Below are 21,043 nucleotides of genomic sequence, written 5' to 3' on the forward strand. Positions count from 1 at the left end.
GGATGTGGCGGTTCAGGCGGCCACGGCTTCGAGCGTGAGCTTGCCGGCCAGCATTGCCTGGGCAAACATCTCGGCGGTGCGGGCGGCCGCCGCGGTCATGATGTCGAGGTTGCCGGCGTACTTCGGCAGGTAGTCGCCCAGGCCCTCGACTTCGAGGAAGATCGAGACACGCTTGCCGTCGAATACCGGACCGTTGACGAGCTTGTAGCCGGGCACGTACTTCTGCACCTCCTTGATCATCGCGTGGATCGACGCGGTGATCTTGGGCTGGTCAGGCTCGCCCTCGGTCAGGCAGTGCACCGTATCGCGCATGATCAGCGGCGGCTCTGCCGGGTTAATGATGATGATGGCCTTGCCCTTTTTCGCGCCGCCGACCTTCTCGATCGCGCCCGCCGTGGTGCGGGTGAATTCGTCGATGTTCCTGCGCGTGCCAGGGCCGGCCGAGCGGCTCGACACGGTGGCGACGATCTCGCCGTAGGCGACCCCCTGCACGCGGCTCACCGCGGCGACCATCGGGATCGTCGCCTGCCCGCCGCAGGTGACCATGTTGACATTCATCTCGCGCTTGCCGACATGCTCCTCGAGGTTCACCGGTGGCACGCAGAACGGGCCGATCGCGGCCGGCGTCAGGTCGATCATCATCACCCCGAGCGCATTGAGCTTGCGTGAGTTCTCGGCATGCACGTAGGCGCTGGTGGCGTCGAAGGCGATTTGCACGCTGTCGGCCTTGACGTGCGGCAGCAGGCCGTCGACGCCCTCGGCAGTGGTCTTGATGCCCATCTCGCGGGCCCGCTTCAGGCCGTCGGAGGTGGGGTCGATGCCGACCATCCACACCGGCTCCAGAACCGCGCTGCGCTGCAGCTTGGCCAGCAGGTCGGTGCCGATGTTGCCGGGCCCGATCAGGGCGCACTTGATCTTCTTCATGGCAGGGTACTCTCGGTATCAATGGAAGCGAACCGAGCAGCCGCCGAGGCCGCCGATCGTGACGCGGAAGTTGTCGCCGGCCTTGGCCGGGAACATCGCGGCCAGCGCACCCGACAGAATGACTTCGCCGGCTTTGAGCGAAATGCCCAGGCGGCCCAGCGTGTTGGCCAGCCACACCACCGCGTTGACCGGCGACCCGAGCGCCGCGGCGCCGGCGCCGGTGGCGATGATCTCGCCGTTCTTCTCGAGCACCATGCCGCAGGTCGACAGGTCGATGCGGCGCGGGTCGACGGCGTTGTCGCCGAGGACGAACACGCCGCAGGACGCGTTGTCAGCCACCGTGTCCTGGATCTTGATCTTCCAGTCGCGAATGCGCGAGTCGACGATCTCGAAGCACGGCATCACGCATTCGGTGGCCGCCAGCACGTCGGCGTTGCTCAGCCCCGGGCCCATCAGGCTGCGCTTGAGGATGAACGCGATCTCGCCTTCGGCCTTGGGCTGGATCAGCGTGGACATCGCGATCGATTCGCCCTGCGCCACGATCATGCCGTCGAGCATGTAGCCGAAGTCGGGCTGGAACACGCCCAGCATGTTCATCACCGCCGCGCTGGTCACGCCGATCTTCTTGCCGACCACGCGCTCACCGGCCTCCAGGCGCCGCGCCAGCATGCGCTGCTGGACGAGGTAGGCGTCGGCGATGGTGATGTCGGCGTGCCGGTTCGTCAGCGGCTCGACGACACTGCAGCCGCGCAAGGCGGCGTAGAGCTCGTCGCCGAGGGCTTCGATGAGTGGCTGGTCCATCTGCAGCTCAGGTGTAGACCTCGGTGAACGAGCCCGGCAGCACGCCGGTGTGATAGAAGATTCCGCGCCCCACCTCGTCCTCGGTCCACGTGGTCACGGGCCGGTCCGGCTGGGCCTGGTAGCCCAGGCCAGCGAAGGTCTCGTTGCGGTTGCCGCTGGGATCAAAGAAGTAGATCGTTTCGCCACGGGTGATGCCGTGGCGTGTGGGCGCAATGTCAATGCGGACCTTGTTCTTCGCCATCACGTCGCCGGCTTTGAGAATGTCGTGCCAGGAGTCGAGGAAGAACGAGATGTGGTGCAGGCCCGGGGTCGGGCCGCCGACAAACGCGATGTCGTGGGGCTTGCTCGAGCACGAGACGAACGAGGCCAGCTGGAACGCACCCTCCGGCCCCACGGTGATCTGCTCGGTCTGGAAGAAGCCGAGAACGTCAATGAAGAACTTGGTGTTCTCGGCCACCTTGTTGATGCCTTGACCCGGGTCGAACGGGCACATCAGCAGAACGTGGTCGAGCCAGTGCGCGCCGGCCCCCTTGAGGCCATCAGGCCAGGGGTCCGGGTTCACGGAGCCGACTTCGGTGCCCACGCATTCCTTCATCGCATACAGCCGCATGTCGTGGCCGCTGGGCAGCGTGAACTGCAGCATTCGGCCGGTCGAGGGCAGCGTGCCTTCGCGCAACACCTTGGTCTTGATGCCGCTGGCCTCGACCTTTATCTTCAGGACATCCAGGTCGGCATCGCTCTTGACCTTGTAGGCCACATGATTGAAGCCCGCCTGGTCGGACGGTGTCAGTATCACGGAGTACTTGTCCCACTCGTCCCAGCACTTCAGGTACACGTTGCCGTGCTTGTCTTCCATCGTCTTCTTCATGCCAAGCACGTTCTCGTAGTGCTTCACGGCGGCGGCCAGGTCCATCACCTTGATGCTGACATGCCCGATTCTCATCACGTTCATTTCATGTCTCCTTGAGATTGATTCGTTTCGTCCGCCGGGCCGCTTCGGAACGAAGCGCCGGCACCCCACTGAAAGCCGAGCGCCTTCTTCAGCTTGCCCACCACCTCGACCTCGACGCACTGGAGCGGTGACACCCGGCAGGCCAGGCAGACTCCGCGCGCCTCTTCCTCGGCCGACACATGCGCGCGGCTCATCGCACCCACCTTGCGCACGCTACCCACGCATACGCTGATCTTGCAGACGCCACAGCCCCCATTCACGCAGCCAACGGGAATGCCCTTGCGGCCAAGCCTCACCATGCCCTGCAGCAGCGTCTCCGATTCGGTGCAGTCGTACGACTCCCCGGTCTGCCTGAGACGAACGAGATGCCGGCATGCAGTGACGGACGCCGCAGCACTGGACATGGCTTGAGTCCGGTCCATCGCGCGCTCAGGCTGCGTCGGCCTCGGCCAGGAAATTGCCGACGAGTTGGGCGAAGCGCTGCGCGTGCTCGATCTGGGTCCAGTGACCGCAGCAGCCGTACACATGGAGCTGCGAACGCAGGATCAGCTGCGACAGCCGGATCGAATTCGAGAGCGGCAGCACCTGATCTTCTCGGCCATGGATGATCAAGGTCTCGTGTGGCAGCTTCCGAATGTCTTCGTCACGGCTGGTCAGCGATTCGACCCAGCGCTGCCGCGGTGCCGGAAACATCGCGGCATACGATTCCTGGAAGCCCGGGCGCTTGCTCGCCTCGTAGCGCAGCCGGGCCAGTTCGTCGCTCACCAGATTGCGGTCATAGGCAAACCAGTCCATGACCTTGCGCATGTTGTCCATCGACGGTGTGTAGCCCCAGATCGCGTCGAGCGCGGGAGTCAGCTCGAAGTTCACACCGGCGGCGCCCATCAGCACGAGACGGCGCACCCGCTCGGGGTGGCGAATCGCGAGCGCAAGCGACAACGCTCCGCCGAACGAGTTGCCCACCAGGTCGACCTGCGCCAGATCGAGGGCGTCGATCAGCCCGACCGCCTGCTCGATCCAGCCATCCATCGTGTAAGTCGCGCCGGGTGGGCGGTCGGTGAACCCGAACCCGGCCATGTCGGGCGCGACGACACGGCGGTCCTTTGCCAGTTCGGGCATCACCAGGCGCCAGTTCGCGTAAGCACTGACACCCGGACCGGACCCGTGGATCATCAGCACCGGAAAGCCCCGGCCAACATCGTGATAGTTGGTCCGCAAGCCGGCGGCGACAATGCTCTTGCCGATCTCCGGAGATGGAGGTGTAGTCATTGGAACCTGATCAAGAAGTACGGCATGTCAAGTGGCCAGCGCCGTCAGGGACGGGCTTGGTTTTCGGGATGATTTGAAATCAATATCGAGATTCTTGCAAATACTTGTATTTATTGTTCATGGTGTAAACCCGCTATTTCATCGAGATTTTTCTCTTAGAATCGTCCAGTTCGCGACAGTCCACTTTCAAACCCACTTTTCCTCCATGTCACTCGCCGACGCTGACGTCCTCCAAACCCGTGATGCCGGAGATGAGCCGCGAACACTGATCGAGACGGCTTACCGCCAACTGCGCCGAGACATCATTGACGGGAGCCACCCGGCCGGGAAAAAGCTGCGCGTCGAGCACCTGAAGGCGAACTACCAGGTCAGTGCCGGGACGCTGCGCGAGGCGCTGGCGCTGTTGGTGTCCGATTCCCTGGTCATGGCGCAAGGCCAGCGCGGATTCAGCGTCGCGCCGATGTCGCTCGCCGACCTCGAAGACTTGACTCGCATGCGCGTCATGCTCGAATGCGAGGCGGTACGCGAAAGCATCGCACTCGGCAAGGATGACTGGGAGGCGAGTGTCGTCAGCGCGTTTCACAAGCTGTCGTTGGCCGAGCAACGCTTGCGTATCGACCCCAAGGGCGCGTTCGACGACTGGGAGGGCTGCAACCGCCAGTTCCATGAGGCGCTGGTGGGAGCCTGCAAGTCGCGCTGGATGCTCAAGTTTCGCAGCCTGCTGTACCAGCAGTCCGAACGTTATCGCCGCGTCTCAGCGATCAAGGGGCCGCCGCCTGTCGAGGTACACGATGAGCATCGGGCCATCTTCGACGCGGTGATGGCACGCAACGCCGACCTCGCCGGGGCCGTGCTGACGGCGCACGTTCACCGGGCGCTCACGGTGATCCGCAAGGGCGGCCTGCTCAAATGACCGCCGGTGCGCCGCACGGCCCCGTGGTCGTGCTGGGTGGCGGCCTGGCCGCCGTGTCGTTCGCCGGCGGCTTGCGCTCAGGAGGGTTCGAGGGCGGCATAGTCGTTGTCAGTGATGAAGTCGAACCTCCCTACGACCGACCGCCACTGTCCAAGGAGTTCCAGCGCGAAGGCCTCCCCGACAAGATCCGTCTCGATCTGAGCCGCGCGCGCGACGTCGAATGGCTGCGCGGCACGCCGGCGTGCAAGATCGATACGCAGCGCCGCGAAGTGCTGCTGGCCGACGACCGCAGGTTCGGCTACGGGGCCCTGGTATTCGCCACCGGCGCATCGCCCCGTCGCCTGCCGGCGCTGCAAGATGCGACCCTGCCCGTCATCACGCTGCGCACCCTGGACGACGCGCAGCGCATTCGCGCCGGGCTAGGTCCAGGTGCCCGGCTGGTGGTGGTCGGCGGCGGCGTGATCGGGCTCGAACTCGCGGCCACCGCGCGCGGCCTCGGCGCCTCGGTTACCGTGATCGAAGCTCTCGATCGGCTGATGAATCGCTGCGCCTCGACAACCCTCGCAAAGGTGGTCGCCCAGTCGCACCTCGACCATGGCGTGGACATCCGTCTGGGTCGTCAGGTGATGGGCTTCGAGGGCCCCGCGATCGTGCTCGACGACGGCGCCCGGGTGGAAGCCGACCTGGTGGTCGTGGGCATCGGCGTCGTCGCCAACGACGAACTGGCGCGCGCCGCCGACATTGCCTGCGACGACGGCATCTTCGTCGATCGCCTCGGCCGCACGACTTGTCCCGGCGTCTACGCCATCGGTGACGTGACCCGCCAACGCAACCCGATCAGCGGGCGCTTCGAACGCATCGAGACCTGGTCGAACGCCCAGAATCAGGGGCTGGCTGCAGCGCGCACCTTGCTGGACCCGACGGCGGCGCCCTACGCCGACATCCCCTGGTACTGGTCGGACCAATACGATTTGCGCCTCCAGGTGGCTGGTGTTTCGATGGGCGACGAGGAGATTGTGCGCGGCGAAGCAGTACCAGGCGCGAAGTTCTCGCTGATCCAGTTGCATCGCGGTCGCGCGGTCGGCGTGACCTGCATGAACAACGTGCGTGAATTCTCGTCGCTCAAGCGACTGCTGGGCAGCGTGCCGCTGCCGGATCGCGCCGCGCTCGCCGACCCCGGCACGGATCTGCGCAAGCTGCTGGCGCCGCCGATGGCGCGGTGAGACTGAGCCGCCTGCCGTGCAGAGAGCGAGACACGATGATCAGATTCGACGCGAGCGATGGCGTGGCCGAGATCCTGCTGGACAACCCACCGGTCAATGCCATCACAGATGCCTTGATGGACGCGCTGATGGCGGCCCTGCGCGAGGCCGGCAGCGATCCGCCGTGCGCGCCATCGTTCTGGGCAGTGCCGTGCCGGGCCGCTTTTGCGCCGGGTTGGACCTGCCCCGGTTAAAGGACAGTTCACCCGCCGAAGTGCATGCCAGCGTGGGCCGGCTGTACGCGCAACTGTTCGAACTGCAGTCCGGCCTGCCCGAGCCGACGATCGCTGCCATCAGCGGTGCCGTGCGCGGTGGCGGCATGTCGATCGCGATCACCTGCGACATGCTGGTCGCCGCCGACGATGCCAGCTTCGGCTACCCCGAGATGGAGGTCGGGCTGCTGCCCGCGATCCACTACACCCACCTGCCGCGCATCGTCGGCCGCTACCGCGCCTTCGATCTGCTGTTACCGGCCGCGACTTCGATGCCCGCGAGGCCATGGCTCTGGGGCTCGTCAGCCGCACCGCGCCCGTAGCGCAGGTGCTGGGTGAAGCCCACCGCCTGGGCCCAGGTCTTCGCCGGGAAGTCGCCGGCATTGATGAAACTGGGCAAGGCCGCCTTCACGCGCGCCACCGACAACGGCTATCGCCAGGGCGCGGCCAGCGCGGTCGATCTGTTGTCGACCGTCTTCGGCACCGACGACTGCCGCGAAGGGCTGGCTGCATTCGCCGCCAAGCGCAGGCCGGTATGGGGCACCGACTGACGCGGCGGCGGGCGCAACGAACGTTCGCTCTCCAACCAGCGCTCGGTATCAGCCCATCGTCTCATTGATCAGCCGCGCCACCAGCGCTGGATCTTCCATCGGCAGCATGTGGGTCTTGTCCGGCAGCGGCAGGTCGCGCCCGCGGTGGAATTCCTGCGCCAGGCCCGGCCAGGTCGGCGAGCCCAGCGGGTCCCAGGGCAGGATCGCCGGGTCGCCAGGCCGCGCCCGCAGCACGAGCACGGGAATCTGCAGCGCGCGGATGCTGCCGAAGATGCCCAGGTTCTGCCGCGACAAGGGGTAGATCTTGCCCTCGAAGGCTGGGTCGCAGGCGAGCTGGAAGCCGCTGCCGCCATCGAACGGGCGCAGGCCGTGCTGGCAATAGTCCAGCAAGGCCTGGCGCTGAAACACGTTGTACGGGGCACGCACGGCAAAGCGCTCGAACATGGCTTGCGCGGACGCGAAGTGGTTCTTGCGCGCGGCCGCCGGGTGCAGCGTGCCGGGCGTCGGCGGCGGCTGGTGGTAGTCGGCCGGCGAAAAGATCGTCGGGTCGATCAGCACCAGTTGCGAGAAGCGGCCGGGCTGGTAGGCGGCGGCCTGCACCAATGCGTGCGCGCCCATGCTGTGCCCGATGCCCACGGCGCCCTGCAGATCGAGCGCCACCGCCAGCGCGGCCAGGTCGTGGCCGAAGTCGGCCCAGCCATCGAAATCGACCGTCTGGCTGCGGCCATGGCCGCGTTGCTCGATCGCAAAGACGTGGCGGCCGGGCAGGCGGTGGATGACCTGGTCCCAGACACGGCCGTGGAAGCCGGTGGCGTGCACCATGCACAGGCTCGGCGCCTGGCCGCGCCGTTCGGGCCGCCACTCGAAATGGGCGTGGCTGACGCCGTTGGCCAGGCTGTGACTCAGCCGCGGCTCGGCGTCGTCGATGGTGGCCGGCACCGTTCAGAGCCCGGCTGCCAGGCGGCTGGCCTGGTCGATGGCACGCTTGGCATCGAGTTCGACCGCCTCGAAGGCGCCGCCGATCAGATGGGCTTTCAGGCCGCTGGCCAACAAAGCGTCGTACACGCTGCGCAGCGGCAACTGCCCGGCGCAGACAATGACGCTGTCGGCTTCGAACAGCCGCGGCTCGCCATTGACGCGCGTGTGCAGGCCGGCGTCGTCGATGCGCAAGTACTCGACGCCGCCGACCATCTGCACACCGCGGCGCGCCAGGGTCATCCGGTGCGCCCAGCCGGTGGTGCGGCCCAGGTTCTTGCCCAGGGCGTCGGCCTTGCGCTGCAGCAGCGTCACAGAGCGCTCGGCCTTCTCCACCTGTCGGAGCACGCCGGTGACGCCGCCTCGCGGGTGGTTCTCGAAGTCGATGCCCCATTCGCGCGCGAACACCGCGATGTCGAGCGCGGCCGACGGGCCGGCCTGCGACACCAGTGCGGCGACGTCGAAGCCGATGCCGCCGGCGCCGATGATGGCCACCCGCCGGCCGACCGCCTTGCGGCCCAGGATCACGTCGATGTACGACAGCACCTTGGGGTGCTCGATGCCGGGAATCTCGGGCCGACGCGGCTCGATGCCGGTGGCCACCACCACCTCGTCGAAGCCCTCGGCGCCAAGCAGCGCGGCGTCTGCAGTGATGTTCAGGCGCAGTGCGATGCCGAGCTTGTCGATCATGCGACGGTAGTAACGCAGGGTCTCGTGGAACTCTTCCTTGCCGGGGATGCGGCGGGCCAGGTTGAACTGGCCGCCAATCTCGGCGCCGGCCTCGAACAGCGTCACGCAGTGGCCGCGTTCGGCTGCCACGGTGGCGGCGGCCAGGCCGGCCGGCCCGGCACCGATCACCGCGACGCGCTTGGCCTCCGCCACGGGCCGGTAGTGCAGCAGCGTCTCGTAGCAGGCGCGCGGGTTGACCAGGCAAGTCACCTGCTGGCGGCCGTCGAAGTAGTGGTCCAGACAGGCCTGGTTGCAGGCGATGCAGGTGTTGATCTCGTCCTCGCGGCCCTGCGCGGCTTTCAGCACGAACTGCGAGTCGGCCAGCATCGGGCGCGCCATCGATACCAAATCGGCGTCGCCCCGCGCCAGCACGCTTTCGGCCACGTCGGGCATGTTGATGCGGTTGCTGGTGATGACGGGTACGCTGACGGCCTTGCGCAGCCGGCCCGTGACTTGCGAGAACGCCGCGCGCGGCACCATCGTGGCGATTGTCGGCACCGGCGCCTCGTGCCAGCAGAAATGGGTGCTGATGATGCTGACGCCGGCTGCTTGCAGGCCCTGAGCGAGAGAGGTTATCTCGTCCCAGGCCAGGCCGCCGTCGAGCATGTCCATCGCCGGGACGCGGAAGATCACGATGAAGCGCTCGCCCACCGCGGCGCGCACCCGGCGCACCACCTCGACCGCGAAGCGCATGCGGTTTTCCCAGGGCCCGCCCCACTGGTCGGTGCGCAGGTTGGTCTTGCGCACCATGAAGGCACTGAGCAGGTAGCCGGCTGAGCCAATGATCTCCACCCCGTCGTAGCCGGCGGCCTGCGCCAACGCGGCGCAATTGGCGAAATCGGCGAGCTGCTTCTCGATGCCGGCATCGTCCAGCGCCTTGGGCGTGTAGCGGCCGATGCGCGACTTGACGGCCGAAGGTGCGACACAATCCGGCGTGGGCGCCAGCGCCCCGGTGTGCAGGATCTGCAGGCAGATCTTCACCTCGGGGTCGGCCGCATGCACGGCCTCGGTGATGAGCCGGTGCTGCCGGGCATCGGCCGGGGTGGCGAGTTGGCCGCCGGCGCCGCCTTCGTCATTGGGCGGAAAGCCGCCGGTGATGATCATGCCGACACCGCCGCGCGCGCGCTCGGAAAAGTACTCGGCCATGCGCGGAAAGCCATCGGGCGCTTCTTCCAGCCCGGTATGCATGGAACCCATCAGGATGCGGTTCTTCAGCCGCGTGAAGCCGAGGTCGAGCGGGGCGAAGACATGGGGGTAGCGAATAGTGCCGATCATCGGTGTGCCTGTCTGGTTTTGACTTTGCCGGGTCGGGTTCGGCAGACTATGCGCCGCTCGAGCCCGCGCGCTGCTCGCGCAGCAACGAGGAAAGGTCGCGGCGGATGGATTGCGGCGGATGGCTCACCTCGCCACCCAGCGCGGCGGCGGCTCGCCAGACCCAGTGCGCGTCGTGCAGCATGCCGCGCGCGATGGCCGCCAGGCCGCACTGGCCCTCGGCGATGTCGCGGTCGGCATGAACCGGGTCGAACAGCATGCCCACACCCATCACCGGCAGGTCGGCGGCCTGGCGCACCGCGGCGGCCAGCGGGAGTTGAAAGCCTGCGCCGAGCGTGGTCTTCTGCTTCAACGACGTGCCGCCGCTGGAGACGGTGATGAAGTCGCCGTCGACCCAACCGGTGGCCGAGATGCGCACGACCATCGGCCTGTGCTGCGGCCATTCGGCGCGCATCGCGTCGAACACCTCGAGCGGGAGGCGCATCCGGTTCTCGAGGCTGCCACCGTAGGCGTCGCCGCGAGGGTTGCACAGCGGCGACAGGAAGCCAGCAGGTAGCCATGGGCGATGTGTCTTTCCACCAGGTCGAAGCCCTGGCGCGCCGCGTCGCCTGCGCGAAGGCCTCGCGCAACGCAGCCATGCCATTGGTTTCCTGCACCGCCGGCTGCGGCCAGCCATCGTCGAATGGCAGATCGGACGTGCTCACCGTGCCCCAGGTGTCTTCGCCCGCCGACACGACGATGCGGTCGGGCAATTCGAGCTGTGCATTGCAGGGGTCATCGGTTTGCTCCTTGAGCGTCGAATCGTGCGGTGGTCTTCCAAGCGTGGCACACCCGAAGACTCCCGTCGCCTCCGCCGTCCTTGCCGTGACCAGACGGCCCCACTCCTCAGGCATCGAGGACCGACTCACCCACCACTCGCACCACCCGCGAACGCACCAGTTCCTGCGTTAATTGATCAATCCAGTCGCCGATTTCCACCTCAGGCGCGAACCGGCGGCGGATGCCCTGGAAGTGCGGCGTGCCGGCGGCCCACTGGACATAGTCAACAAACAGCATCTGCCGGCATTCCAGCAGCTTGAACTTGAGCAGCACCTTGGCGGCGTGGTGGGCGTGGCGGGCTGGGTTGCGCACAAAGGCCTCCAGGCGGCTGCGGGCCCGGGCCAGCACCGCGGCCTCGAAACGGAACACCGGGCCATGACCCGGGATGACCCAGCGCGGGCCGAGCCGCTCGATCAGGTCGAGGGTGGCGCCGACCTCGTTGAAGGCGTCGCGCTCGTCGAGCTCCGGGAACACCACGCCGAAGCCGTTCTCCCACAGCGCGTCGGCCGAGATCAGGGTGCGCGAGCCGGGCTCGAACAGGATCACCGAGTCGGGGTCGTGTCCCGGCGCGGCATGGACCTGCCATGGCGTGTCAGCAAGCTCGATTTCGGTTCCCGGCAGCACCAGGGCGTCGTGATGGAAGCGGGGGCAGCGCTGGCCGCTGGGCTCATAGCCCAGGGCCACCGGGTCCCACTGCGCCACCTGCTGCGCCAGGCCAGGCGGGATCAGCGTCTGCAGCGCCGGCCAGTGGCCTTGCAGCGCGGCGTTACCGCCGCAGTGGTCGCTGTGCAGATGGGTGTTGACGAGGCGGCCGAGCGGGCGCCCGCGCAGGGCCGCTGCCACCAGGGCCAGTGTCTGCTCGGCGTGCGCGCAATAGCCACTGTCGACCAGGGCCGTGGACTGCGCGCCGAGGAACAGCACGTTGTTGCTGGACAACCAGCCGCGCTCGAAGACCTGCACGCCGGGCGGCAGTTCGGCCTGGCTCATGGATGCGCTCGGCACTTCAGGACACGGCGCCTCAGCGCCCCCTCCACGCCGGTTTGCGCTTCTCGGCAAAGGCGAGCGGGCCTTCCTGCGCATCTTCGCTGGCATACGCGGCGCGGTAGATGTTCTGCGCCAGCGCCATTCCGGCATCGCAGCCGGCGCTCATCGCCGTGAGGATCGACTCCTTGCCGGCCATGACCGACAAGGGCGCGTTGTCGCGGATGCGCTCGGCCAGCGACTGGGCACGGGCACGCACGGCGTCGGGCGTGTCCTCCAGATAGTTGATGAAGCCGAGCTGGTGGAAGGTGGCGATCGGATACAGCTCGCCGGTCAGCACCATCTCCATCAGCAGCGGCTGCGGCAGCATCCACAGCAGCGGAATGGCCCACGGGCTGCCGCGCCCGGCGATGCGCGTTTCGGTGATGCCCACCTGCGTGCCCTTCAGGCCCACGCGCAGGTCGGAGTTCAGACTCAGCATCATCCCGCCGGCGATCAGGTGCCCGGTCATGGCCGCGATGATGGGCTTGGCCACGCGGCGCTGGCGGCCGTGGAACGGGTCCTTCATCTTGGTAAGGATGTCGACGCCCTCCTCCTTCTTGACGCGCGCCGCTTCGCGCAGGTCCAGCCCCGCGCAGAAGGTGCCGCAATCGGCCGAGGTGAGAATGGCCGCGCGCACGTTCTTGTCGGCGTCGACCTCGCCCCAGCAGTCGTGCAGGCGGTTGGCTGCCGCGGGCGACAGCGCATTGCGGATTTCGGGGCGGTTGATCTTGACGGTGGCGATGCCGTCGCGCACCTCGTAAATCACGGTATCTGCGTCGTTCATGGGTGTCTTTCTATCGGGAGAGGGTTGATTCAGGCTGCGGGTTCGTGCTTGCGGCGCCAGGCCGGCGCCCGCTTCTCGAAGAAGCTCGTCATGCCTTCGCGCGCTTCCTCGTTCTCCCAGAAATCGGCCAGGCGGTCCACCGTGTAGATCAGGTTATCCGCGGTGTCATGGGCCAGGACGAACTGCACCAGCTTCTTGGTCATCTGCACGGCGCCCGGTGCGCAAGCGAGCGCCAGGTCGATCTCGGCATTGACGGCATTGTCGAGTTCCGCCGCGCTCACCACCTCGTGCACCAAGCCGTAGCGTTGCGCCTCGGCGGCCGACATGATCTTGCCGTTGAGAAACACGCGCCGCGCGTAGCTCGGCCCCAGCTTGGCCGCGACATAGGGCGAGATGGTCGCCGGCACCAGGCCCAGGCGGACCTCGCTGAGGGAGATACGCGCGCTGTCCACCGCCACGGCGACGTCGCAGATGGCGATCAGGCCGACGCCGCCGCCGTAGGCCGAGCCGTTGATGCGGCCAATGATGGGGCGGCCGAAGGTGTCGAGCCGGGCCAGGATCTTGGCCAGCGGCACGCCGCTGCGGATGCGGCTGGCCCGATCCTGGTCGCCCTGACTCTGCTGCCAGCGGAAGTCGCCGCCCGCGCAAAAGTTCTCGCCGTCGCCGCTGAGCACCACCACCCGCACGGCGGGGTCGGCCTCGATCCGGTCGAGCGCCTGGCCGATCTCGGCGAACATGGTCGGGTTCAGGACGTTGTGCACATCGGCGCGGGCCAGCGTCAGGCGGGCGACGCCGGCTGCATCGATGGCGAGTCGGATGGTTTCGAATTCAGTCATGGGATCGGCAGCGTTTTTGTTTCAGGGGTTGGTTGCGCCGGGCGCTTCAGCCGCGCTTGACCGTCCAGGACGGTGAGCGCTTGCCCAGGAAGGCGGCGATCCCTTCGCTGGCGTTCTCGGTCTCCCAGGCGTCGGCCAGCGCGGCCGCGGTGTAGTCCATGCACTCGCGTGGCGGACGCCCGACGACGTCGTTGAACAGCTTCTTGGTCGAGGCGATCGAGCCGGCCGGAAGGGCCAGGATCAGCGCCAGTTCTTCTTCCACCGCGCTGTCCAGATCGCCGGGCTCGACGACCCGGTCCACCAGGCCTATGCGCTCGGCCTGCGCCGCGTCGATGAACTTCGCAGTCAGGGCGTAGCGGCGGGCCCGCGCCAGCCCCAGACGGCGCGCCACATAGGGGCCGATGTTGGCCGGCAGCAGGCCGAGCTTGGCCTCGGTGAGCGCGAAGCGCGCCGCGCTCGAGGCCACGGTCACGTCGCAGATGCAGGCCATGCCGAAGCCGCCGCCGGTGGCCGCACCCTGGATGCGACCGACCAGCACCTTGGGCAGGGTGTCGAACTCGTAGAACAGCTCGGCCAGCACTTTGGATTCGGCGACGCGCTCGGCGCGGCTCTGTTTGAGCACGCTCTGCATCCAGTTCAGGTCGCCGCCGGCGCAGAAGGACTGTCCCTCGCCGGCCAGCACCACCGCGCGCAGCCTGTCGTTGGCGGCGATGACGCGCAGCGCGTGGCGCAGTTCCTGCACCAGCCGCATGCTCATCGCGTTCTGGATGTCGGGGCGGGCAAGCGTGAGGCGGGCGACGTGCTCGCAGTCCATCGTCAGCTTGATCGATTCGTAGTTCAACGCGGTCTCCTCGAGCAGGTCAGGGGCGTCTGTCACGCAGCAGCATCGACGAGGCCGACAAGCAAGCCGCGTTCGACCATCTGTCCGGCAACAACGCCTAGGATGCGCAGCACGCCGTCGTGCTCGGCGCAGATCTTCATTTCCATCTTCATCGACTCCATGGTCACCACCACGTCCCCGGCCCGCACCGTGTCGCCGACGGCAGCGTGGATCTTCAGGATGGTGCCCATCAGCGGCGTGCGCAGTTCGCCCGACGTGACGTGGGCCGCTGCGGCCTGCGCCAGGAAGTCGATGGCATCGAAAGCGAAGGCCAGTCCCTGCGCCTGCACGAACAGGCTGCCGTCACGGCGTGCGATGGCCAGTTGCTCGACCGAATCGCCGATGGTCAGCTGCCAACGCGCGGCCTCGGCGCGCAGGCCCAGGCGCACGCGCTCCTCGCCGACCTGCACCAGCAGTTGGCCGTCCGGCTGCGGCGCGCCGAAGCGCACCTCGTGCAGCCGCTTGCCGTCGCGCAGCAGCAAGCTCGGCACCGTCGACACCGGGTCGTCGCCGGCGTGCATCTGCCAGCCGGTAACGTCGAGCGCAGACCAGGCCCCGTAGCCTGCGCCCCGGTGGCGTGCATCGAGCAGCCACCAGGCCGCCGCCGCCGCCAGCCAGCGCAGCGGCGCCGCCTCGGAGCCGGCCCGCCCAGCAAGCACTTCGTCGACGCTGCGGGTGTGGAAGCTGGCGTCGCGCGTCTGCGGCAGGGCGATCAGCTGCTGCAGGAAGCGGCCGTTGGTGGTGACGCCCAGCACCTCGGTTTCGGCCAGTGCCAGCGACAGGCGGTCGAGCGCGGCATCGCGATCGCCAGCGTGGACGATCAGCTTGGCCAGCAACGAGTCGTAGAACGGCGTGACCACCGAACCGGCGCGCACGCCGGTCTCGACGCGCACCCCTGGGCCCGGGAACCGCACCGCGACGATCTTGCCGGTGGACGGCAGGAAGTCGTGCTCGGCGTCTTCGGCGCACAAGCGGGCCTCGACGGCATGGCCGTGCAGCCGCACGTCGGCCTGGGTCAGCGTCAGGCCCTCGCCTGCCGCCACCCGCAACATCAGCTCGACGATGTCGATGCCGGTCACCTCCTCCGTCACCGGATGCTCGACCTGCAGCCGCGGGTTGACCTCCAGGAACCAGTGCCGGTCGCCCGCGACCAGGAACTCCACCGTGCCGACACCACGGTAGCGCAGACGCTGCGCCAGGCGCACGGCGTCGGCCAGCATTTGCTCGCGCAGCCCCGCAGGCAGCGGCGCGGCGGGCGCTTCCTCGATCAGCTTCTGATGCCGCCGCTGCAACGTGCACTCGCGCTCGAACAGGTGGATGACAGTGCCCTGCCCGTCGCCGGCGATCTGGACCTCGATGTGGCGCCCACGCTCGACATAGGGCTCGACGATCAGAGCAGCGTCCCCGAAGGCGCTGCGGGCCTCGCGCATGGCGGTGGCGATGGATTCGGCCAGCGCGCCGGCCTGGTGCACCACATGCATGCCCTTGCCGCCGCCGCCGGCCGCCGGCTTGAGCAGCACCGGCAGTGGCTGGGCGCGCGCCCAGCCGGCCACCACTTCGGCATCGGCGCTGGCCTGCTCACCGCCGCCCAGGACCGCCACGCCGGCGGCGCGCGCCTCGGCCTTGGCCGATGCCTTGTTGCCCAGCCGATCGATGACCTCGGGCGTGGGGCCGATGAACACCAACCCGGCGGCCTCGACGGCGCGCGCGAAATCCGGGTTCTCGGCCAGGAAGCCGTAACCGGGGTGGATGGCCTGCGCACCGCAGCGCAGGGCAGCGGCGATGACCGCATCGATGCGCAGATAGCTCTCGGTCGCGCTGCCACCGCCCAGGCTGATCGACTCGCCGATCACGGCCGTGTGCAACGCATCGCGGTCGGCGCTGGAATGCACGCCGGCCACGGCGATGCCCAGGCGCTGACAGGTGCGGGCGATGCGGCAGGCGATCTCGCCGCGGTTGGCGATCAGGATTTTCTTGAACACTAGCGTCCGTTCCAGCGCGGGGCGCGCTTCTCGTTGAAGGCCTTGACACCTTCGAGCCGGTCGCCGGAGGACACCAGCACGTTGTAGGCGGCGATGTCGAGCGCGTAGCCGGTATGGAAATCGACCTCGCCGCCGCGCGAGGCGGCGAGCTTGGCGTAGTGCACCGCCATCGGTGCGGCGAGCCCAATTTCGCGTGCCTCGGCCACGGCCACGGCCAGCGCCTGGCCGGGCTCGGCCAGGGTGGTCACCATGCTCCAGGCCGCGGCCTGCTCCGACGAGAAGCGCCGTGCCGTCAGCAGCAGCTGCTTGGCGCGCCGCGCGCCGACGGCGCGCACGAGGTTCTGAATGCCGCCACCGCCGGGCATGATGCCGCGCCGGACCTCGGGCAGCGAGAACACCGCCGTTCTGGCCGCCACGATCCAGTCGCACATCAGCGCCAGCTCGCAGCCGCCGCCGTGGGCATGGCCCTCGACTGCGGCGATCACCGGGCGCGGGAAGTCTTTCACCGCCAGCAGCACTTCCTCGGCCAACTGGTGCTGGCGGCGCCAGGCGGCATCGGTCATGCCATCGCGCTGCTTCAGGTCACCGCCGGTGCAGAAGGCGCGTTCACCGGCGCCGGTGATGATCAGCACCAGCAGGCCGTCGTCGAAGGCCAGTTCGTGCAGGGCGTTGCGCAAGTCGGCGAACATCTGCGTGTTCATCGCGTTCATCACCTCGGGCCGGTTCAGCACCAGGCAGCGGATGCCATCCTCGGGCGCGGTGCCCGGCGCGGGCTGGATCAGCAGGGTTTCGTAGTCCATCAGGCTGTCAATACGAACGCGGCATGCCCAGCAGGTGCTCTGCCACCTGCGCCAGCACCAGGTTGTTCGAGATCGGCGCGGTGCGGAACAGCCGGCTCTCCTTCCATTTGCGCTCGATGTCGTATTCGCAGGCCACGCCATAGCCGCCGAAGGTGGTCATGGCCGCCTCAGCCGCCTCCCAGGCCGCTTCGCTGGCCAGGTACTTGACCATCGTCGCCTCGCGCCCGCACGGCAGGCCGGCGTCGAACAGAGTCGCGGCCTTGTTGCGCATCAGTTCGGCAGCCTCGATGTTCATGTAAGCGCGCGCGATCGGGAACTGCACGCCCTGGTTGGCACCGATCGGACGGTCGAAGACGACGCGCTCGCTGCCGTAGCGCGCGGCCTTGCCGACGAACCAGTGGCCGTCCCCGATGGCTTCGCTGGCCACGAGCAGACGCTCGGAATGCAGCGAATCCAGCAGGTAGTGGAAGCCCTTGCCTTCCTCACCGATGCGGTCGTCGTCGGTGAGCTCGAGGTTGTCGATGAAGACCTGGAAGGTGTGGTGGTTGATCATCGTGCGGATCGGCGTGGCCTTCAGCGACGCGCCGGCCTTCGCGATGTCGATCAGGAACAGGCTCAGGCCCTCGGTCTTCTTCTTCACCGCGTCGATCGGCGTGGTGCGCGCGATCAGCAGGTACATGTGCGAGTGGCTGTAGCGCGAAGTCCAGATCTTCTGGCCGTTGACGACGTAGCCGCCGGGTACCTTGCGCGCGAAGGTCTTGATCGCCAGCGTGTTGGAGCCCGCGTCGGGCTCGGTCACGCCGAAGGCCTGCAGCCGCAGGCTGCCGTCGGCGATGCGGGGCAGCGTGCGGCGCTTTTGCTGTTCGGAGCCGTGGCGCATGATCGACGCCATCGTGTACATCTGCGCATGGCAGTGCACCGCGCTGCCGCCGTTCTGGTTGATCTCCTGCAGGATCAGGCAGGCGTCGAGCAGCGGCAGCCCTGCGCCGCCGTATTCCTCGGGAATCAGCGCTGCCAGCCAGCCGGCCTTGGCCATCGCGTCGACGAAGGCTTCCGGATAGGCGCCGTCCTGGGCGCACTGGCGCCAGTATTCGGGGCCGAAGCCCTTGCACAGCTCCTTGACGGCGGCGCGGATCTGGCCCTGGGTCTCGGTGTAGTCGAAGTTCATTTGGATGTCGGCCTTGCTTCTCTCAATCGACGACGCGTTGCTGTCGCAGCGCCGCCAGCTCATTGGCATCCAGGCCGAGCGCCGTCAGCACCTCGTCGGTGCTCGCGCCGAGCACAGGCGGCGGCTGCCCGCTGCGCCCGCGCCGGCCCTGCGAACTGAAGGGCAGGCCCATGGCCTGATGTTGCGGTGCGCCGGGCAGCGGCAGAGCGCCCAGCATGCCCACCGCCTGCACCTGTTCGTGCGCCAGCATCTGGGCCACGTCGTGCATCTCGCTGCAGGGCGCACCGGCCGCACGCAGCGCCGCCACGCAGTCCGCGGTGCTGAACTGCCGGGTGCGCGCTTCGAGCTCGGCGTGCAGCGCCTCGCGGTGGCCGATGCGCGCCGACATGTCGATGAAGCGCGGGTCCTGCGCCAGCCCGGGGCAAGCCAGCGCGCTGCAGATGCGGCCGAACAGCCGGTCGTTGGCGGCGGCGATGAAGACCTTGCCATCGGCGCTGTCGAAGAGCTCGTAGGGCGCCATCATCGCCATCGCCGAACCCATCTTGCGCGGCAGGCGCTGGGTGGCCAGGTAGTTCGCCACCGGTACCGTCATCCACGACAATCCTGTCTCGAGCAGGCTGGCGTGCACGCGCATGCCTTCGCCCGTGCTGGCGCGGCGCAGCAGCGCGGCCAGGATCGCCATCGTGGCCCACATGCCGGTGCCCATGTCGATCAGCGACACGCCGACGCGCGCCGGCTCGTCACCTTCGTGGCCGCTGACGCTCATGATGCCGGTGAAGGCCTGCATCAGCGGGTCGTAGCCGGGCAACGCGCGCATCGGGCCGACCTCGCCGAAGGCGCTGATCGCGCAGTACACCAGGCGCGGATTGGTCGGCCGCAGGTGGTCGTCGCCGAGGCCGCGCGCTTCGGCGCTGCCGGGCTTGAGCGAATGCACCAGCACGTCGGCACTGGCGGCCAGGCGCGCGACCAGCTGCTGACCCGCCGCGCTGTCGAGGTCGATGCAGACACTCTTCTTGTTGCGGTTGAGCGCCGCGAAGCCGGTCGAGACGCCGGCCATTTCGGGCGGCTTCCATTGGCGCGCATCGTCGCCGCTGACCGGGCGTTCGATCTTGATGACCTCGGCGCCGAGGTCGCCGAGAATCTGGGTGCAGAACGGGCCGGCCACGTTCTGCGTCAGATCGATGACGCGGCAGCCCTGAAGGATGTTCTCGAGCATGGGTGGTGAGTTGCCTGCGGCCCTACATCCGGAACACGCCGAACTGCGTGTCGCGCTGCGGCTGGCGGCCCGCCATCTCGAACAGCAGGGCCATCGTGTCGCGCGTCTCCAGCGGGTCGATGACCATGTCGCACCACATGTTGGCGGCGAAGTTGTAGGGGCTGGCGAAGGCCTCGAACTGCTCGCGGATCGGCTGCTTGAAGCGCTCCTTCTCTTCCTCGGTCCAGCTCGTGCCCTCACGCTCGTGGATGTTGTCGCGCACCATCGTCATGGTCGTCGCCGCCTGCTCGGGCCCCATCAGCGCGGCGCGGCCGGTGGGCCACATCATCATCACGTGCGGCTTGAAGGGGCGACCGCACATCGCCAGGTAGGCAGCGGCATACGAGCCGCCGGTGATGAGCGTGTAGCGTGGCACGTTGGCCGAGGCCATCGCGGTCATGAACTTGGCGCCGTGCTTGGCGATGCCTTCGCGCTCGACCGCCTGGCCGACCATGAAGCCCGACACGTCGGCGATGAAAAGCAGCGGGATGTCGCGCTGGCAGGCCAGCTCGATGAAGTGCGCACCCTTCAGTGCGCTCTCGGAGAAGATGACGCCGTTGTTGGCCAGGATGCCGACCTGAAAGCCTTTGATGCGGGCGAAGCCGCAGATCATCGAGCTGCCGTAGAGCGGCTTGAATTCCTGCAGGTCGCTGTCGTCAATCAGCCGCGCTAGCACCTCGCGGTTGTCGGTGGGGTGGCGGTTGTCGGCGCTGACGATGCCGTAAATCTCGCGCGCGTCGAAGCGCGGCGGCTTCGACGCGGCCACATCCCAGCGCTGCTTCGGGCCGGTGCCCAGGTTGGCAACGATGCCGCGCACGATGGCGATGGCATGGCTATCGCTCTCGGCCAGGTGGTCGGTGACGCCGCTGACGCGGCTGTGCATGTCGCCGCCACCGAGCGTTTCGACATCGACCACTTCCTTGGTCGCCGCGTACACCAGCTGCGGCCCGCCGAGGAACATCGCGCCCTGGTTGCGCACGATCACCGCCTCGTCGCACAGCGCCGGCAGGTAGGCGCCGCCGGCCGTGGACGGGCCGTGTACGGTGGCGATCTGCGTGATGCCTTCGCCCGACATGCGGATCTGGTTATAGAAGATCGATCCGAACTGCCCGTCGTCCGGAAAGATGTGCGCCTGCTCGGGCAGGTTGGCGCCGCCCGACTGAACCATGGTGATGCACGGCAGCCGGTGCTGCCAGGCGAACATCTGCGCCCGCACATGCTTCTTCGAGGTGATGCCGTAGTAGGTGCCGCCCTTCACCGTGGCGTCGTGAATCATCAACATGCACGGCCGGCCGCTGACCAGGCCCACGCCTGTGATGATGCTGCCGCCCGGAGGCACGCCTTCGTAGAGCCCCTCGCCGGCGAGCTGGCCGAACTCGAGGAAGGGCGAGCCCGGGTCGAGCACCGCCGCCAGCCTCTCACGCGGCAGCAACTGGCCGCGCTCCTTGTGCAGGCGGCGCGCCTTCTCCGGGCCGCCGACCAGGGCGCGTGCGCGGCGCGCGTGCAGGTCGGCGATGCGCGCCAGGTAGGCGTCGCGATTGCGCGCGAAGTCGTGGCTGCCGGGCGACACGGTGGTCGTCATCAGGGTCATGCAGGGGCTTTCACAAGGAGTGCGGGCCGACCACGGCGGTGCGAT

General features: G+C 67.9%; 22 protein-coding genes. 5 read left to right on the top strand and 17 right to left on the bottom strand.

What is annotated here, in order from left to right:
- Window positions 1–12: 12 nt before the first annotated feature.
- The 5 genes from FN976_RS10150 to FN976_RS10170 are packed head-to-tail and all read right to left on the bottom strand — an operon-like array spanning window position 13 to window position 3,946.
- Window positions 13–924: an acetaldehyde dehydrogenase (acetylating) gene (locus tag FN976_RS10150; protein WP_145892899.1), complete on the bottom strand. Its 912-nt coding sequence runs from the start codon at window positions 922–924 to the stop codon at window positions 13–15.
- An 18-nt stretch (window positions 925–942) separates the two neighbouring features.
- A complete protein-coding gene (gene dmpE, locus FN976_RS10155) occupies window positions 943–1,725 on the bottom strand; it encodes a 2-oxopent-4-enoate hydratase (protein ID WP_145892900.1) in 783 nt (260 codons plus the stop codon).
- A gap of 7 nt (window positions 1,726–1,732) precedes the next feature.
- A complete protein-coding gene (locus FN976_RS10160) occupies window positions 1,733–2,677 on the bottom strand; it encodes a catechol 2,3-dioxygenase (protein ID WP_145892901.1) in 945 nt (314 codons plus the stop codon).
- A complete protein-coding gene (locus tag FN976_RS10165) occupies window positions 2,674–3,081 on the bottom strand; it encodes a 2Fe-2S iron-sulfur cluster-binding protein (RefSeq protein ID WP_145893162.1) in 408 nt (135 codons plus the stop codon). Before FN976_RS10165 ends, FN976_RS10160 begins: the two co-directional genes overlap by 4 nt.
- 25 nt (window positions 3,082–3,106) lie before the next feature.
- On the bottom strand, window positions 3,107–3,946 hold the full coding sequence (locus FN976_RS10170) for an alpha/beta fold hydrolase (protein WP_145892902.1): 840 nt from the start codon (window positions 3,944–3,946) through the stop codon (window positions 3,107–3,109).
- A gap of 205 nt (window positions 3,947–4,151) precedes the next feature.
- On the opposite strand from FN976_RS10170, the gene FN976_RS10175 reads away from it, so the two are divergent.
- Genes FN976_RS10175 through FN976_RS29710 form a run of 5 tightly spaced genes read left to right on the top strand, consistent with a single transcriptional unit; the run spans window position 4,152 to window position 6,884 of the window.
- On the top strand, window positions 4,152–4,859 hold the full coding sequence (locus FN976_RS10175) for a GntR family transcriptional regulator (RefSeq protein WP_145892903.1): 708 nt from the start codon (window positions 4,152–4,154) through the stop codon (window positions 4,857–4,859).
- A complete protein-coding gene (locus FN976_RS10180; RefSeq protein WP_145892904.1) occupies window positions 4,856–6,082 on the top strand; it encodes an NAD(P)/FAD-dependent oxidoreductase in 1,227 nt (408 codons plus the stop codon). Before FN976_RS10175 ends, FN976_RS10180 begins: the two co-directional genes overlap by 4 nt.
- A gap of 35 nt (window positions 6,083–6,117) precedes the next feature.
- On the top strand, window positions 6,118–6,315 hold the full coding sequence (locus FN976_RS29700) for a Clp protease/crotonase-like domain-containing protein (protein WP_349291361.1): 198 nt from the start codon (window positions 6,118–6,120) through the stop codon (window positions 6,313–6,315).
- Window positions 6,246–6,656: an enoyl-CoA hydratase/isomerase family protein gene (locus FN976_RS29705; protein ID WP_349291362.1), complete on the top strand. Its 411-nt coding sequence runs from the start codon at window positions 6,246–6,248 to the stop codon at window positions 6,654–6,656. Before FN976_RS29700 ends, FN976_RS29705 begins: the two co-directional genes overlap by 70 nt.
- 12 nt (window positions 6,657–6,668) lie before the next feature.
- Window positions 6,669–6,884, top strand: a complete 216-nt coding sequence (locus FN976_RS29710) for a hypothetical protein (RefSeq protein WP_349291363.1) — start codon at window positions 6,669–6,671, stop codon at window positions 6,882–6,884.
- A 48-nt stretch (window positions 6,885–6,932) separates the two neighbouring features.
- Here the strand turns inward: FN976_RS29710 and FN976_RS10190 are convergent, their stop codons facing one another.
- From FN976_RS10190 to FN976_RS10245, 12 genes are all read right to left on the bottom strand, one after another.
- Window positions 6,933–7,823 carry an alpha/beta fold hydrolase gene (locus FN976_RS10190; protein WP_145892905.1) on the bottom strand — a complete coding sequence of 297 codons (891 nt, stop codon included), beginning with the start codon at window positions 7,821–7,823 and terminating at the stop codon, window positions 6,933–6,935.
- A 3-nt stretch (window positions 7,824–7,826) separates the two neighbouring features.
- Window positions 7,827–9,863, bottom strand: a complete 2,037-nt coding sequence (locus FN976_RS10195; RefSeq protein ID WP_145892906.1) for an NADPH-dependent 2,4-dienoyl-CoA reductase — start codon at window positions 9,861–9,863, stop codon at window positions 7,827–7,829.
- 46 nt (window positions 9,864–9,909) lie between these two features.
- Window positions 9,910–10,536 (bottom strand): oxidoreductase, encoded by a 627-nt coding sequence (locus FN976_RS29645; RefSeq protein ID WP_349291365.1) that lies wholly within the window; start codon window positions 10,534–10,536, stop codon window positions 9,910–9,912.
- Window positions 10,537–10,745: 209 nt separating this feature from the next.
- On the bottom strand, window positions 10,746–11,666 hold the full coding sequence (locus FN976_RS10205; RefSeq protein ID WP_145892907.1) for an MBL fold metallo-hydrolase: 921 nt from the start codon (window positions 11,664–11,666) through the stop codon (window positions 10,746–10,748).
- Window positions 11,667–11,697: 31 nt separating this feature from the next.
- A complete protein-coding gene (locus FN976_RS10210; RefSeq protein ID WP_145892908.1) occupies window positions 11,698–12,486 on the bottom strand; it encodes an enoyl-CoA hydratase/isomerase family protein in 789 nt (262 codons plus the stop codon).
- Between the two features lie 29 nt (window positions 12,487–12,515).
- Window positions 12,516–13,322 (bottom strand): enoyl-CoA hydratase-related protein, encoded by an 807-nt coding sequence (locus FN976_RS10215; RefSeq protein WP_145892909.1) that lies wholly within the window; start codon window positions 13,320–13,322, stop codon window positions 12,516–12,518.
- Window positions 13,323–13,368: 46 nt separating this feature from the next.
- Window positions 13,369–14,199: an enoyl-CoA hydratase-related protein gene (locus FN976_RS10220; protein WP_255440284.1), complete on the bottom strand. Its 831-nt coding sequence runs from the start codon at window positions 14,197–14,199 to the stop codon at window positions 13,369–13,371.
- Entirely contained in the window at window positions 14,196–16,184 is a 1,989-nt protein-coding gene (locus tag FN976_RS10225; RefSeq protein WP_145892910.1) for an acetyl/propionyl/methylcrotonyl-CoA carboxylase subunit alpha, read from the bottom strand. The genes FN976_RS10220 and FN976_RS10225 overlap by 4 nt, the downstream gene beginning before the upstream one ends.
- Entirely contained in the window at window positions 16,184–16,984 is an 801-nt protein-coding gene (locus FN976_RS10230) for an enoyl-CoA hydratase/isomerase family protein (RefSeq protein ID WP_145892911.1), read from the bottom strand. Before FN976_RS10230 ends, FN976_RS10225 begins: the two co-directional genes overlap by 1 nt.
- 7 nt (window positions 16,985–16,991) lie before the next feature.
- The gene (locus FN976_RS10235; protein ID WP_145892912.1) at window positions 16,992–18,152 is read right to left on the bottom strand and encodes an acyl-CoA dehydrogenase family protein; all 1,161 of its coding nucleotides are present in this window, start codon (window positions 18,150–18,152) and stop codon (window positions 16,992–16,994) included.
- 22 nt (window positions 18,153–18,174) lie between these two features.
- Entirely contained in the window at window positions 18,175–19,368 is a 1,194-nt protein-coding gene (locus tag FN976_RS10240; protein ID WP_145892913.1) for a CaiB/BaiF CoA transferase family protein, read from the bottom strand.
- A gap of 22 nt (window positions 19,369–19,390) precedes the next feature.
- Window positions 19,391–20,998 carry an acyl-CoA carboxylase subunit beta gene (locus FN976_RS10245; protein ID WP_145892914.1) on the bottom strand — a complete coding sequence of 536 codons (1,608 nt, stop codon included), beginning with the start codon at window positions 20,996–20,998 and terminating at the stop codon, window positions 19,391–19,393.
- Window positions 20,999–21,043 lie beyond the last annotated feature (45 nt).

It is taken from the genome of Caenimonas sedimenti (assembly GCF_007833165.1).
In the GTDB taxonomy this organism is placed as follows: domain Bacteria; phylum Pseudomonadota; class Gammaproteobacteria; order Burkholderiales; family Burkholderiaceae_C; genus Ramlibacter; species Ramlibacter sedimenti.

Bases quoted from the DNA above. Each gene is read 5' to 3' on its own strand.
- FN976_RS10170 (WP_145892902.1), bottom strand. From the start codon at position 3,946: ATGACTACACCTCCATCTCCGGAGATCGGCAAGAGCATTGTCGCCGCC.
- FN976_RS10165 (WP_145893162.1), bottom strand. From the start codon at position 3,081: ATGTCCAGTGCTGCGGCGTCCGTCACTGCATGCCGGCATCTCGTTCGT.
- FN976_RS29700 (WP_349291361.1), top strand. From the start codon at position 6,118: ATGATCAGATTCGACGCGAGCGATGGCGTGGCCGAGATCCTGCTGGAC.
- FN976_RS10195 (WP_145892906.1), bottom strand. From the start codon at position 9,863: ATGATCGGCACTATTCGCTACCCCCATGTCTTCGCCCCGCTCGACCTC.
- FN976_RS29645 (WP_349291365.1), bottom strand. From the start codon at position 10,536: ATGGCTGGCCGCAGCCGGCGGTGCAGGAAACCAATGGCATGGCTGCGT.
- FN976_RS10205 (WP_145892907.1), bottom strand. From the start codon at position 11,666: ATGAGCCAGGCCGAACTGCCGCCCGGCGTGCAGGTCTTCGAGCGCGGC.
- FN976_RS10215 (WP_145892909.1), bottom strand. From the start codon at position 13,322: ATGACTGAATTCGAAACCATCCGACTCGCCATCGATGCAGCCGGCGTC.
- FN976_RS10235 (WP_145892912.1), bottom strand. From the start codon at position 18,152: ATGAACTTCGACTACACCGAGACCCAGGGCCAGATCCGCGCCGCCGTC.
- FN976_RS10160 (WP_145892901.1), bottom strand. From the start codon at position 2,677: ATGAACGTGATGAGAATCGGGCATGTCAGCATCAAGGTGATGGACCTG.
- FN976_RS10175 (WP_145892903.1), top strand. From the start codon at position 4,152: ATGTCACTCGCCGACGCTGACGTCCTCCAAACCCGTGATGCCGGAGAT.
- FN976_RS10240 (WP_145892913.1), bottom strand. From the start codon at position 19,368: ATGCTCGAGAACATCCTTCAGGGCTGCCGCGTCATCGATCTGACGCAG.
- dmpE (WP_145892900.1), bottom strand. From the start codon at position 1,725: ATGGACCAGCCACTCATCGAAGCCCTCGGCGACGAGCTCTACGCCGCC.
- FN976_RS10150 (WP_145892899.1), bottom strand. From the start codon at position 924: ATGAAGAAGATCAAGTGCGCCCTGATCGGGCCCGGCAACATCGGCACC.
- FN976_RS10230 (WP_145892911.1), bottom strand. From the start codon at position 16,984: ATGGACTACGAAACCCTGCTGATCCAGCCCGCGCCGGGCACCGCGCCC.
- FN976_RS10180 (WP_145892904.1), top strand. From the start codon at position 4,856: ATGACCGCCGGTGCGCCGCACGGCCCCGTGGTCGTGCTGGGTGGCGGC.
- FN976_RS10245 (WP_145892914.1), bottom strand. From the start codon at position 20,998: ATGACCCTGATGACGACCACCGTGTCGCCCGGCAGCCACGACTTCGCG.
- FN976_RS10210 (WP_145892908.1), bottom strand. From the start codon at position 12,486: ATGAACGACGCAGATACCGTGATTTACGAGGTGCGCGACGGCATCGCC.